9 protein-coding genes and 1 pseudogene are annotated in these 12978 nt (G+C 62.6%); 6 read left to right on the forward strand and 4 right to left on the reverse strand.

Translation table 11 applies throughout. The annotated features are described in order from the left end of the window. Window positions 1–39: 39 nt before the first annotated feature. The gene (locus tag HU751_RS14105) at window positions 40–1797 is read right to left on the reverse strand and encodes a GGDEF domain-containing protein (protein ID WP_186732040.1); all 1758 of its coding nucleotides are present in this window, start codon (window positions 1795–1797) and stop codon (window positions 40–42) included. Window positions 1798–1905: 108 nt separating this feature from the next. Further along, window positions 1906–3987: a carboxy terminal-processing peptidase gene (locus HU751_RS14110; protein ID WP_186732041.1), complete on the reverse strand. Its 2082-nt coding sequence runs from the start codon at window positions 3985–3987 to the stop codon at window positions 1906–1908. A gap of 144 nt (window positions 3988–4131) precedes the next feature. Between HU751_RS14110 and HU751_RS14115 the strand changes: the two genes are divergently transcribed. Next, window positions 4132–5094, forward strand: a complete 963-nt coding sequence (locus tag HU751_RS14115) for an NAD(P)H-quinone oxidoreductase (protein ID WP_186732042.1) — start codon at window positions 4132–4134, stop codon at window positions 5092–5094. Between the two features lie 153 nt (window positions 5095–5247). Here the strand turns inward: HU751_RS14115 and nadB are convergent, their stop codons facing one another. Continuing rightward, complete coding sequence (gene nadB / locus HU751_RS14120) at window positions 5248–6861, reverse strand: L-aspartate oxidase (RefSeq protein ID WP_186732043.1); 1614 nt, start codon at window positions 6859–6861, stop codon at window positions 5248–5250. A gap of 436 nt (window positions 6862–7297) precedes the next feature. On the opposite strand from nadB, the gene rpoE reads away from it, so the two are divergent. The 4 genes from rpoE to HU751_RS14140 all read left to right on the forward strand — a co-directional run bounded on the left by rpoE (window position 7298) and on the right by HU751_RS14140 (window position 11087). Then, on the forward strand, window positions 7298–7879 hold the full coding sequence (gene rpoE / locus HU751_RS14125; RefSeq protein ID WP_010220971.1) for an RNA polymerase sigma factor RpoE/AlgU: 582 nt from the start codon (window positions 7298–7300) through the stop codon (window positions 7877–7879). Window positions 7880–7910: 31 nt separating this feature from the next. Beyond that, a complete protein-coding gene (locus HU751_RS14130) occupies window positions 7911–8501 on the forward strand; it encodes a sigma-E factor negative regulatory protein (RefSeq protein ID WP_050703985.1) in 591 nt (196 codons plus the stop codon). A gap of 13 nt (window positions 8502–8514) precedes the next feature. After that, the gene (locus HU751_RS14135; RefSeq protein WP_186732044.1) at window positions 8515–9480 is read left to right on the forward strand and encodes a MucB/RseB C-terminal domain-containing protein; all 966 of its coding nucleotides are present in this window, start codon (window positions 8515–8517) and stop codon (window positions 9478–9480) included. A gap of 200 nt (window positions 9481–9680) precedes the next feature. Next, the gene (locus tag HU751_RS14140) at window positions 9681–11087 is read left to right on the forward strand and encodes a DegQ family serine endoprotease (protein WP_437181053.1); all 1407 of its coding nucleotides are present in this window, start codon (window positions 9681–9683) and stop codon (window positions 11085–11087) included. Window positions 11088–11220: 133 nt separating this feature from the next. On the opposite strand, the gene HU751_RS14145 is transcribed toward HU751_RS14140, so the two are convergent. Beyond that, the gene (locus HU751_RS14145; RefSeq protein ID WP_186732046.1) at window positions 11221–12543 is read right to left on the reverse strand and encodes an NHL repeat-containing protein; all 1323 of its coding nucleotides are present in this window, start codon (window positions 12541–12543) and stop codon (window positions 11221–11223) included. Between the two features lie 205 nt (window positions 12544–12748). On the opposite strand from HU751_RS14145, the pseudogene HU751_RS14150 reads away from it, so the two are divergent. Next, window positions 12749–12925 (forward strand): annotated as a pseudogene (locus HU751_RS14150) (serine peptidase); the annotation flags it as partial. Between the last annotated feature and the right edge of the window lie 53 nt (window positions 12926–12978).

The following is a 12978-nucleotide window of genomic DNA, read 5'->3' on the forward strand; positions in this document are numbered from 1 at the left end:
CGGCTTGCCGGCGAAAGGACCGCATAGCGGTCCCCTGGTTTAACTCAGCACAGTCGTATCGATCAGGCTCAGGCCTGAGCCACCGCCATCCTTGGCCTGGCGCTTGGCCTGGGAGGCGAGCTCGGCCAGTTGACCGGCATCCAGCCCGTCGCAGCTGCCGGGCTCCAGCCAGACCACGCCGATCGACAGTGACAGCAAGGCGAACGTCTCCCGCTGCCCCTGGCGGTTGTGGGCGATGAAGCACCCGGCCTCCAGGTGTTCGCTACGGTAGAAGCGCCGGCATTGCCGGCCAAAAGCCTCCAGCAGCAATTGCAGGCGCTCGCGCCAGTCCGCCGAGCCCAGCACCAGCATGAAGTCATCCCCGCCGATATGGCCGACGAAATCCCGACTCGGATCGACGCGGTCGTTCAGGCACTGGGCCAGGCACAACAGCACTTCATCGCCTCGGGCGTAGCCATAGATATCGTTGAAGGGCTTGAAACTGTCGATGTCCACGTAGCACACAGCTGCCTTGCGCCGCTGCAACAGCAGGCGCGCCAGGCACTGCTGGATCGGCACGTTGCCCGGCAGCAAGGTGAGCGGATTGGCATGCCGTGCCTGCTGGATCTTCTGCTCGGTGATCAGCTTGAGCACGTCGATCACCCGCCCCAGCCCCAGGTAACGCCCATTCTGGGTGATGATGAAGTCCTCCTCGATACGCTGGCGCGCACGGCTGGTAAGCAGGCGGCTGACCTGCTGCAACGACTGGCCACGCTCGACGGCGAGAAAGTCCTGGCTCATCAGGCGGCTGATCGGCTTGCGCGCGAACAGGTCGGTGCCGAAGGGCTGGAGCAGGGCGTCGGCGAGCGAGTGGCGGTGGACGATGCCACAGGGGCGGCCTTGCTCGTCCAGCACGGCGAGGGAATTGAGGTTGGCCTGTCGACGGAAAGCGTCGAGCACCTGTTGCGTGGCGGTGTCGAGGGTGACCGAGGGTTGCTGGATAAGCAGGGCGCTGAGGTCGCGGCTGTCCTCGCACAACGCAACGCCCGAGCTTGTCATTGGGGGCGGCAGGCCGAGGCTGTCCACGACCGGAAACTCCTGGGGGCGGCCGAGCAGGTAGCCCTGGACCAGGTTCACGCCCATGTCGCCCAGTACCGCCAGTTCCTCGGCCAACTCGATGCCCTCGGCGATCACCTGGGCACGGGAGGCACGGGCAATTTGCAGGATGGAGCCGACGAATTCGCGCTTGAGCGGGTCCTGGTGGATGCCGTCGATGAAGTGGCGGTCGATCTTCACATAGTCCGGACGCAGCTCCGACCACAGGCGCAGGCTCGAGTAGCCGGCGCCCAGGTCGTCCAGGGCAATGGAAAAGCCCATGTCGCGGTAGTGGTGCAGGGCGTTGTACAGCAGCTGGAAATCTTCGGTGGGCGTTTGCTCGGTCAGTTCGATGACTACCCGGCTGGGCGCCAGGCCGAGCTGTTCGAGCATTTTCAGGGTGCGCCCGGACGGGTAGTCGGGCTCGACCAGGGACTCGGGCGAGACGTTGAGGAACAACTGTCCCGGCAGGTTCAGCTCGCTGAAACGGCGGCAGGCAGTTTCCCGGCACAGCACCTCCAGTTCGGCGAGGCGGCCCGCCTGGCGGGCGATGGCGAACAGGTTCAGCGGCGAGTGCAGCGGGCTGTTGGATGGCCCGCGGCTCAGGGCCTCGTAGCCGAGGATGCGCCGTTCGGAAAGGCAGACGATGGGTTGGAACAGACAGTGGACGCTGCGTTGAGCCAGGATGGCGCTCAATGCGCTGAGCTGTTCGGTGACGGTCATGGACTGCTTCCTGAAGTGAAAAAGGCCGGACGCTTGCACGTCCGGCCCTTCCATTTCACGACAGTCCGGTGACTGTTTGATGACAGGTCACATTATTTCGCCATCATTTCAGTGCTTGGCCACCGACGTGCTGAGGCCCAGATAGTCGAGCAGGATGCGACCGGTCTCGGACAGGTAGGCATCGTCCTCGGGCTTGGTGTCGTCCGGCTCGGCGGGCAGGGCGTCCTCGTCTTCCTTTTTAAGTTCCTTGAGCGGCTCTTCGCCCTTGGCCTTGCGGCGGATGTTCTCCAGCGCCAGCTGCTTGGCCTCGATCTCATCGTGGCGGGCGCGACGTTGCTGCTCGTTGAGGCTGACGGTCTTCTCGTTCATCAGCTTCTGGGTCAGCGCCAGGCGGTCGCGGATGTAGACGAACTCGGCATCCTTGTCGCTGCGCGCCTCATGCTGCGCCTTGAGTTGGGCCAGGAACGGCTTGAACGGATCGGAAGCCGGTTTGACCACCGGGCGGATGGTGTCCCACGGCATGGCCTCCGGCAGGGCGCTTTCGCCGATTTCCTTGGTGTCGATGATCGACGGATAGGCGATGTCCGGCAGCACGCCCTGGTGCTGGGTGCTCTGTCCGGAAACCCGGTAGAACTTGGCCAGGGTCAGCTTGAGCTCACCGTGGTTGAGCGGCTGGATGGTCTGCACGGTACCCTTGCCGAAGGTCTGGCCGCCGATGATCAGCGCGCGGTGGTAGTCCTGCATGGCACCGGCGAAGATCTCCGAGGCCGAGGCCGACAGGCGGTTTACCAGCAGCGCCAGCGGGCCTTTGTAGAAGGCGCCCGGGTTCTCGTCCTCGAGCACGTCGACACGGCCGTCGGCGTTGCGCACCAGTACGGTCGGGCCCTTCTCGATGAACAGGCTGGTCAGCTCGGTGGCTTCCTGCAACGAGCCGCCACCATTGTTGCGCAGGTCGATGACCACGCCGTCGACTTTTTCCTTCTGCAGCTCGGTGAGCAGCTTCTTCACGTCGCGGGTGGTGCTCTTGTAGTCCGGATCGCCAGCGCGATAGGCCTTGAAGTCCAGGTAGAACGCCGGGATCTCGATGATGCCCAGCTTGTAGTCACGCCCGTCCTGCTTGAGCTTGAGCACCGACTTCTTCGCCGCCTGCTCTTCGAGCTTGACCGCTTCGCGGGTGATCGAGACGATCTTGCTGGTCTGGTCGTTCGGCGCGTTGCTGGCCGGAATCACCTCCAGGCGCACCACCGAGCCTTTCGGGCCGCGGATCAGCTTGACCACTTCGTCCAGGCGCCAGCCGACCACGTCGACCATTTCCTTGTTGCCCTGGGCCACGCCGATGATCTTGTCGGCCGGGGCCACCTGCTTGGTCTTGGCGGCAGGGCCTGCCGGCACCAGGCGCACGATCTTGACCTGGTCGTTGTCGCTCTGCAGCACCGCGCCGATGCCTTCCAGCGACAGGCTCATGTTGATGTCGAAGTTCTCGGCGTTGTCCGGCGACAGGTAGTTGGTGTGCGGGTCGTAGGACTGGGCGAAGGTGTTGATGTAGGCCTGGAAGATGTCTTCCGCGCGGGTCTGGTCCAGGCGCGCCAGCTGGTTCTTGTAGCGCTTGATCAGGGTTTCCTGGACCTGCTTGAGTTCCTTGCCGGAGATCTTCTGGCGCAGCACCTCGTCTTTCACGCGCTTGCGCCACAGGTCGTCGAGTTCGGCCTGGTTCTTCATCCACGGCGCGTCCTTGCGGTCGACCAGCAGGTCTTCCTTGACGCTGAAGTCGATCTTGTCGACGCCCTTGTTCAGTTCGCCCAGGGCATAGTCCAGACGCTGCTTCACGCGGTCCAGGTAGCGCTTGTAGATGGTGAAGCCGGGCTCGAGGTTGCCGCTCTTGAGGAAGTCGTCGAACTGGGTCTTCCACTTGTCGAATTCGGCGATGTCGGTCGCGGTGAAATAGCTGCGCGACGGGTCGAGCAGCTTGATGTAGCTGTCGTAGATGATGACCGAACGGGCGTCGTCCAGCGGCGGCTTGCTGTAGTGATGGCGTTTGAGCAGCTCGACGATGTTGAGGCTGGCCACGACCTCGTCGCGGTCCGGCTGCAGGCTGTCCCACTTGTTGGCGGCGGCCGCATTGCCACCGAGCGTGAGGCTGCCCAGGCCGATCATGAGGGCGAGGGCGGTGCTGGGGAGGAAATGCTTCATGCTGATTCGACGTGGAGGCAATTGATCACGCATAGTAGGCCGTCTTATCCGTTCGCCGGTTCCATCGGAGCCGGACGCATACTGCAAAAAGCCTGGGACTTGGCGTTCCCAGGCTCGGTCATATGATTCAACTATGGAGGCACTGTGAAGGCATTGCAAGGCGTTGACGGACATGTGGCGTGGGTCGAGGCCGAGCGCCCGGCCTGCGATGCCGGGCAGGTGCGCATTCGCGTGGCCGCCGCCGGGTTGAATCGTGCCGACCTGCTGCAGCGGGCCGGGCTGTACCCGCCACCGCCCGGCGCCAGCCCTTATATGGGCCTGGAGTGCTCGGGGATCATCGAGGAGGTGGGTGCCGGCGCCGACTGGCGCGTGGGCGACCGGGTTTGCGCGCTGCTGGCCGGTGGCGGCATGGCCGAGGAGGTCGTGGTCGACGCCCGGCATGTGTTGCCGGTGCCTGAGGGCCTGAGCCTGCACGAGGCGGCGGCGGTGCCGGAGGTGTATGCCACGGCCTGGCTAAACATCTTCCAGTTGGGCGCGTTGAAAGCCGGTGAGAAGGTGCTGGTGCATGCCGGTGCCAGTGGCGTGGGCTCCGCGGCGATCCAGTTGTGCAAGGCGTTCGGTAACCCGGTGTGGGTCAGCGTTGGCTCAGCGGAGCGCCTGGCCTATTGTCAGTCCCTTGGCGCCGCAGGCGGCGTGGTGCGCAATGGCAACCTCGACGACCTGGAACTGCTTGGGCCGTTCGATGTGATCCTCGATCCGGTGGGCGCCAGCTATGGCCCGCTCAACCTCAAGCTGCTGGCCCGTGACGGGCGTTGGGTGATCATCGGCCTGATGGGCGGTCGCAAGGTCGAGCTGGACCTGGCGCTGGTGCTGGGCAAGCGCCTGGAGATTACCGGTTCGACCTTGCGCAACCGCGATGACGCGTTCAAGGCAGAGTTGTTGCGTGAGCTGCGCCAGCAGGTGTGGCCGCTGTTCGCCGAGGGGCGCCTGTCGCCACAGCTGGTCGACACCTACCCGGTGGCGTTCGCCGAGGCGGCCTATGCGGAGCTGGCGAGCAATCAAGTGTCCGGCAAGCTGGTGTTGGTGATTGATCCGACGCTCGTGTGATCTGGCGCATGCCCCTGTAGGAGCGGCCTTGTGTCGCGAAAGGGGTGCGAAGCACCCCCATCGATTGATGCGTTATCGCTGATATCCTGGGGCCGCTTCGCGACCCTTTCGCGACACAAGGCCGCTCCTACAGGGATCGCGCAGGCCGCAACCTCACTCGTGGTTCTGCGGCACCAGGATGGTATCCCGGGCCTCGGGCATCATCCCCGGGTAGTCCAGGGTGTAGTGCAGCCCCCGGCTTTCCTTGCGCTGCATGGCCGAGCGGATCATCAGCTCGGCCACCTGCGCCAGGTTGCGCAGCTCGATCAGATCGCGGCTGACCTTGTAGTTGCTGTAGAACTCATCGATCTCGTCCAGCAGCATGCGTACCCGGTGCTCGGCGCGCTGCAGGCGCTTGCTGGTGCGCACGATGCCGACGTAGTCCCACATGAACCGCCGCAGCTCGTCCCAGTTGTGGGCGATGATCACGTCCTCGTCCGAGTCGGTCACCTGGCTTGCGTCCCAGCAGGGCAGGGCGTGGGGCATGGCCACCTGGTCCAGGCGCGCCTCGATGTCGGCGGCGGCGGCGCGGCCATAGACGAAGCATTCGAGCAGCGAGTTGCTGGCCATGCGGTTGGCGCCGTGCAGGCCGGTGAAGCTGGTTTCACCGATGGCGTACAGGCCGGGCACGTCGGTGTGGCCGTGCTCGTCGATCATTACCCCGCCACAGGTGTAGTGGGCCGCGGGCACCACCGGGATCGGCTGGCGGGTGATGTCGATGCCGAAGGTCAGGCAGCGTTCGTAGACCGTCGGGAAGTGGCTGGTGATGAAGTCGGCCGGCTTGTGGCTGATGTCCAGGTAGACGCAGTCCACGCCCAGGCGCTTCATCTCGTGGTCGATGGCGCGGGCGACGATGTCCCGTGGCGCCAGCTCCTCGCGCGGATCGAAGCGCGGCATGAAGCGCTCGCCGTTGGGCAGGCGCAGCAGGGCGCCCTCGCCGCGCAGGGCCTCGGTGATCAGGAAGCTCTTGGCCTGCGGGTGGTACAGGCAGGTCGGGTGGAACTGGTTGAACTCCAGGTTCGCCACCCGGCAGCCGGCGCGCCAGGCCATGGCGATGCCGTCGCCGCAGGCGCCGTCGGGGTTGCTGGTATACAGGTAGACCTTGGCCGCGCCGCCGGTGGCCAGCACGGTGAAGCGTGCGCCGAAGGTGTCCACCTCACCGGAGTTGCGGTTCAGTACGTAGGCGCCCAGGCAGCGGTCGCCGTCCAGGCCCAGGCGGCGCTCGGTGATCAGGTCGACGGCCACGCGCTGCTCGAGCAGTTCGATGTTCGAACGTTGCCGGGCCTGTTCCAGCAGGGTGGTGAAGATCGCGGCGCCGGTGGCGTCGGCGGCATGGATGATGCGCCGGTGGCTGTGGCCGCCCTCGCGGGTCAGGTGGAATTCGAAGCCGCCGTCGTCGACGCTGTAGTGTTCATCACGGGTGAATGGCACGCCTTGCTCGATCAGCCACTGGATGGCCTCGCGGCTGTGCTCGACGGTGAAGCGCACGGCGTCCTCGTGGCACAGCCCGCCACCGGCGTTGAGGGTGTCCTCGACATGGGACTGCACGGTGTCGGTGTCGTCGAGTACCGCGGCGACGCCGCCCTGGGCCCAGAAGGTCGAGCCGTTGGCCAGGTCGCCCTTACTCAGCACGGCGATGCGCAGGTGGCGCGGAAGGTTCAGTGCCAGGCTGAGACCGGCGGCACCGCTGCCGATCACCAGGACATCATGTTGGAATTGTTGGCTCATGTCGGGACACTAGTAATCTTTGGAAGGGGCACGGCACAATAGTCGAGCGCAGATGGCACTGTGAAACTATCGTGAAACCTGGCCGGGATGCCTTTATAGCAGCCCCGGGCGCCTGATTTCCAATGGCGCATACGGGGTGGTGGCGATCTTTTTAGGAACTTTCCGATACTCTTGGAAATCCTATGAAGGCTGCCCGTACGCCACAGATTGCCGCGGCGACGCAAGGCGGCAGCTCTATCTTGGGCTGACACCTGCGTAACGAAACCAGATTATCGACGCAGCCGGCCGTGACCGCGCTGCGTCTTTCGTGCGAGCCGACCAAGGGCCGCAGGAAACTTGCTTGGAGGGGAGAACTTTTGCGCAAAGCCCGAGTCTATGGTTGCAAGCCTGAACGATGGCTGTTGCAGCGCTCCTTCGAGATCACTGAGGAGTGTTCATGCTAACCCAGGAAGAGGATCAGCAGCTTGTCGAGCGCGTGCAGCGTGGCGACAGGCGAGCGTTCGATCTGTTGGTGCTGAAGTATCAGCACAAGATTCTCGGGTTGATCGTGCGTTTTGTACACGACACCCATGAGGCGCAGGACGTGGCGCAGGAAGCCTTCATCAAGGCATACCGGGCGCTTGGGAATTTTCGCGGTGACAGTGCTTTTTATACCTGGCTGTACCGCATCGCCATCAACACGGCGAAGAACTATCTGGTGTCCCGCGGCAGACGGCCACCAGACAGCGATGTGAGCTCCGAGGATGCGGAGTTTTACGACGGCGATCATGGTCTCAAGGATCTCGAGTCCCCAGAGCGCGCGTTGTTGCGGGATGAAATCGAAGGCACTGTCCATCGCACCATCCAGCAACTGCCGGAAGACCTGCGTACAGCATTGACGCTGCGCGAGTTCGATGGACTGAGTTACGAGGACATTGCCAGCGTCATGCAATGTCCAGTGGGTACCGTGCGCTCTCGAATCTTCCGCGCTCGGGAGGCCATAGACAAAGCCCTGCAACCCTTGTTGCAGGAAACCTGAGACAGCGGCGACAGCCAAGAGAGGAACCGCCATGAGTCGTGAAGCTTTGCAGGAATCGCTGTCCGCGGTGATGGATAACGAAGCGGACGAACTGGAACTGCGTCGCGTGCTGAATGCCGTCGACGATGCCGAAACCCGTGCCACCTGGTCGCGTTACCAGGTCGCCCGCGCAGCCATGCACAAGGAGCTGCTGCTGCCCAAGCTGGACATCGCCTCGGCGGTTTCCGCGGCGCTGGCTGACGAGGCCGTGCCGGCCAAGGTCAAGCAGGGCCCGTGGCGCAGCCTCGGCCGCCTGGCCGTGGCCGCTTCGGTGACCGTTGCCGTGCTGGCCGGCGTGCGTTTCTACAACCAGGACGAGATCACCGGTGCCGAACTGGCCGCCCAGCAGCCTGCCCAGCAGGGCCTGAGCATGCCACAGGCGCAAGGCCCAGCCGTATTGGCAGGCTATAGTGAAGGCAACGAGCAACCGACCGGGCCGATGGCCAACGGTGTGCTGCAGAACCAGGCCGGCTGGGATCAACGCCTGCCGGGCTACCTGCGCCAGCACGCCCAGGAGTCCGCGCTGAAGGGCAACGAGACCGCGCTGCCTTACGCCCGCGCCGCCAGCCTGGAAAACCGCTAAGTTAAGGAGGATCATGCGCGCGCTACCTCTCCTGTCGCTGCTGCTTGGCAGCAGCCTGACGGTGCAGGCCCTGGCCGCCAACTCATCGCCCGAGGCGAGCGAGTGGCTGAACAAGCTGGCACGGGCCGAGCAGCAGCAGAGTTACCAGGGATCCTTCGTCTACGAACGCAACGGCAGCTTCTCATCCCACGATATCTGGCATCGCGTCCAGGACGGCAAGGTCAGCGAGCGGCTGCTGCAGCTCGACGGCTCGGCCCAGGAAATCGTGCGGGTCGATGGCAAGGTGCAGTGCGTCAGTGGCAACCTGGTCAGCAGCGTGGGCACACCGCCGGACAGCGCTCCGCGGGTGCTTGATCCCCTGAAGCTCATGAGCTGGTACGACCTGAGCGTGGCAGGCAAGTCACGCGTCGCCGGGCGCGACGCGGTGATTGTCGCGCTCACCCCGCGTGACCAGCATCGCTATGCCTTCGAATTGCACCTGGACCGCCGCACCGGCTTGCCCCTGCGCTCGTTGATGCTCAACGACAAGGGCCAGTTGCTCGAGCGCTTCCAGATGACCCGCCTGGACACCGACGCTGTGCCAACCGACGCCGAGCTGGCTGCCAGTGCCAGCTGCAAGCCAGTCGAACGTTCGGTGGCCGGCACAGCCGAAACCGTCGCCGGATGGCGTTCGGACTGGCTGCCGCCGGGGTTCGAGCTGGTCAACAGTTCGGTTCGCCGCGACCCTGAGCGCAAGAGCAGCGTCAGCAGCCTCATGTATGACGACGGCCTGGCCCGTTTCTCGGTGTTCCTCGAGCCGATCGGCAACGAGGCCGGTGTCGATACCCGTGCCCAGCTTGGCCCCACCGTCGCGGTGTCGCGGCGCCTGAACACACCCAAGGGCAAGGTAATGGTCACCGTGGTCGGCGAGATCCCGCTGGGCACCGCCGAGCGTGTCGCCCTGTCGATGCGGGCCCAGGATGCCCAGGCGCGTCAATGACGGCGCGCCTTCTGACAGCTCTTGTTACACAGGGCTGACATGAAATTAAGGCATTGTCATTTGCAATCCTGCCGCAAATTTTCTATAGGTCAGGCTTCTCGGAGTCTGGCCTTTCCTGCGTCTGCGGGAACCTTACTGCTAACTACGCTCGTTGTGACGGGAGCCGTATGTCAATACCACGCTTGAAAACCTACCTATCGATGTTCGCCGCCGTGCTCATGCTCGGCCAGGTGCTCAGCGCCCAGGCCGAGGAGTCCCTGCCGGACTTCACCACCTTGGTCGAGCAGGCCTCGCCGGCGGTGGTCAACATCAGTACCAAGCAGAAACTGCCGGACCGCCGCATCGCCGCCGGGCAGATGCCGGACCTCGAAGGCCTGCCGCCGATGTTCCGCGAGTTCTTCGAGCGCAACATGCCGCAGCAGCCGCGTTCGCCCCGTGGCGACCGCCAGCGCGAGGCGCAGTCGCTGGGTTCGGGCTTCATCATCTCCAGCGACGGCTATGTGCTGACCAACAACCACGTGGTGGCCGACGCCGACGAGATCATCGTCCGTCTGTCCGACCGCAGCGAACTGCAGGCCAAGCTGGTAGGCACCGACCCGCGCACCGATGTGGCCCTGCTCAAGGTCGAAGGCAAGAACCTGCCGACCGTCAAGCTGGGCGACTCGGAGAAGCTCAAGGTTGGTGAGTGGGTGCTGGCCATCGGCTCGCCGTTCGGCTTCGACCATTCGGTGACCAAAGGTATCGTCAGCGCCAAGGGCCGTACGCTGCCCAACGACACCTATGTGCCGTTCATCCAGACCGACGTGGCCATCAACCCGGGCAACTCCGGTGGTCCGCTGTTCAACATGAAGGGCGAGGTGGTGGGGATCAACTCGCAGATCTTCACCCGTTCCGGCGGCTTCATGGGCCTGTCGTTCGCCATCCCGATCGACGTGGCGATCGATGTGTCGAACCAGCTGAAGAAAGACGGCAAGGTCAGCCGCGGCTGGCTGGGCGTGGTGATCCAGGAGGTCAACAAGGACCTGGCCGAATCCTTCGGCCTGGACAAGCCGGCCGGCGCCCTGGTGGCCCAGGTCCTGGAAAACGGCCCGGCAGCCAAGGGCGGCCTGCAGGTGGGTGACGTGATCCTGAGCATGAATGGCCAGCCGATCGTCATGTCCGCCGACCTGCCGCACCTGGTTGGCAGCCTCAAGGACGGCGAGAAGGCCAAGCTGGAGATCATCCGCAACGGCAAGCGCCAGAACCTGGATGTCACCATTGGCGCTTTGCCAGAGGATGACGCCGACATCGGCCTGGGCGCGGGTGTCGATGGCAGCGCCGAGCGCAGCAGCAACCGCCTGGGCGTATCCGTGTCCGACCTGACCGCCGAGCAGAAGAAGTCGCTGGAGCTCAAGGGCGGCGTGGTCATCAAGGAAGTCCAGGATGGTCCGGCGGCCATGATCGGCCTGCGTCCGGGTGATGTCATCAGCCACCTGAACAACCAGGCCATCGCCTCGGCCAAGCAGTTCACCGAGATCGCCAAGGAGCTGCCGAAGAACCGTTCGGTGTCCATGCGCGTGCTGCGTCAGGGGCGTGCGAGCTTCATCACGTTCAAGTTGGCTGAATAAGCGGGTTGAATGGTAGGAAAAGGGCAGCTTTGGCTGCCCTTTTTCATGAATATCACAAACTCCCGGGTGGAGATGGGCATTTCTTTGTGGGGCACAGCCGATCCCGATTTCATCTATGGGTGCTCATGGGCCATCAGATCCTATTTTTCACAAGGCGAATAACATAGCCAATATATCCACCGGTACTTCTGAGGTTGGCGGCAAGCACTATTTTCTCATCCTGTTCTAATGCAATCATCGCATTGATTGTATCTTTTATCTCATCCGGAAGAGGGGTAAGAGGATCAGCCGTTCCATTCTTTTCATAACGCTGCAAGTGCGAGGTTCCGAAGGAACCGGCGCCAAATAAGAGTGCTCCGTGATCCTGCTCGATGACCCCTGTCTTCCATTCGACTCCGTCGTTTTCGCGTTCTGTAATCTGCGGATTGCCAGCGTTGAAATGTTCGTCTCGCTGCCCCGTGATCAAAAGTTGCCAGGCCCAGCCGTCCAATTTGACGGTATTCGGTTTATCGGTCTGCTCGAATCGACGACTGCCGGTGGCCAGTATTTCATCCGTGTTGCGAATGCACAGCTGTTGTACTCTCGTTTTATATTGCGTCGCGTGTTTGGATTCACGGTCGATCTGGAATGTAAGGGTTCCATCTTTGCCAAAGGTAGTGTCCAGCTCTCCGTTAGTCTGATAGCGTGCAATAAAACCACTTTCACTATTCTCATTGGACAGGTAGCCGCAGATCAGCAGCGCGTTGTTGCTGACGGCTAGCCCGGTCAGCGTGACGTTTCCGCCTGTATGGGTGATCTCTATAAAAGACAACTCGCCGAATCCCGGTTCGCCGTTGAAACCTTGGCGGTAGAGGCGAGGCGGGATTCCTTGGGTATCAAAGTTTGCAGTTGCAATCAGGTGGTTGTCGTGTACAAGAAGGCTTGATCGGCCCTCCTGTAAACGAAGACCCTGTTCAGCTTCTTTTTCCCATCCTGGACGCGCCACCTGCAAACTCGAGTTGGTTGGCTGGGGAAGGTAATACGGGGTTGGGTCTATTGTTGCATCCTGGTCAAATTTGGCGATGAGAACGCTTTTGGGAGCGTCTCTGTGCTCACTGCTCCAGCCGAGCATCCAGATTGACGAGCCGTCCTTGCCATCTATGGCAATTGATACACAGCCAGAGTCTGACGCCTGGCCATGGTTGCTGCTGGGATCGAATAGCCCGAATACGATGCCTTTGTTTCCCGGCTTACCGAAAGTCGTGTCAATGCTCCCGTCGTTGTCAAAGCGAGTGAGTGCGTAATAGTGGGTAAGCGAGCCATCGCCGTTGATTTTTTCTGTCACGGCGGCTGCCAGTAATTTTTTACCTTGGTGTGTGAGATCGATGACATGTCGGTCAGTAGAATTGTCATACATAGGGAGTTGCGCCAGTCCGCTCCCATTGAATTCAGTGTCTAACACATAGGATGTTGCCATTGTCCTTGCCTCAAGTGTGTGTAGGTTTTCAACCTATACTCGCCCCCGTCACCAGGGTACTGGCAAAAATATCAGGTCACCTCCTGGCTCACCCAGGCACCGAGCGGGCATGGCGATGTATCAGCAAGAATGACGTCGATCTCTCCTCCGCTCTGGGGCGATGGCAGCGCGAACGCAGCAGCAACGCCTGGGGCTGCCTGTGTCGGCAGCCATGATCGGCCTGCGTCCGGGTGATGTCATCAGCCACCTGAACAACCAGGCCATCGCCTGGACCAAGTAGTTCACCGAGATCGCCAAGGAACTGCCGAAGAACCGTTCGGTGTCCATGCGCGTGCTGCGTCAAGGGCGTGCGAGCTTCATCACGTTCAAGTTGGCGGAGTGATTGTGGAGTAAAAAAAGCCGACGCAATGCGTCGGCTTTTTTATTTAAGTGGAC

This window comes from Pseudomonas peradeniyensis, assembly GCF_014268935.2.
GTDB classification, from domain to species: Bacteria; Pseudomonadota; Gammaproteobacteria; order Pseudomonadales; family Pseudomonadaceae; genus Aquipseudomonas; species Aquipseudomonas peradeniyensis.

What these genes read in the sequence shown, in the direction of transcription:
- HU751_RS14135 (WP_186732044.1), top strand. Translation starts at nt 8,515, where the DNA reads ATGCGCGCGCTACCTCTCCTGTCGCTGCTGCTTGGCAGCAGCCTGACG.
- rpoE (WP_010220971.1), top strand. Translation starts at nt 7,298, where the DNA reads ATGCTAACCCAGGAAGAGGATCAGCAGCTTGTCGAGCGCGTGCAGCGT.
- nadB (WP_186732043.1), bottom strand. Translation starts at nt 6,861, where the DNA reads ATGAGCCAACAATTCCAACATGATGTCCTGGTGATCGGCAGCGGTGCC.
- HU751_RS14105 (WP_186732040.1), bottom strand. Translation starts at nt 1,797, where the DNA reads ATGACCGTCACCGAACAGCTCAGCGCATTGAGCGCCATCCTGGCTCAA.
- HU751_RS14110 (WP_186732041.1), bottom strand. Translation starts at nt 3,987, where the DNA reads ATGAAGCATTTCCTCCCCAGCACCGCCCTCGCCCTCATGATCGGCCTG.
- HU751_RS14130 (WP_050703985.1), top strand. Translation starts at nt 7,911, where the DNA reads ATGAGTCGTGAAGCTTTGCAGGAATCGCTGTCCGCGGTGATGGATAAC.
- HU751_RS14140 (WP_437181053.1), top strand. Translation starts at nt 9,681, where the DNA reads ATGTTCGCCGCCGTGCTCATGCTCGGCCAGGTGCTCAGCGCCCAGGCC.
- HU751_RS14145 (WP_186732046.1), bottom strand. Translation starts at nt 12,543, where the DNA reads ATGGCAACATCCTATGTGTTAGACACTGAATTCAATGGGAGCGGACTG.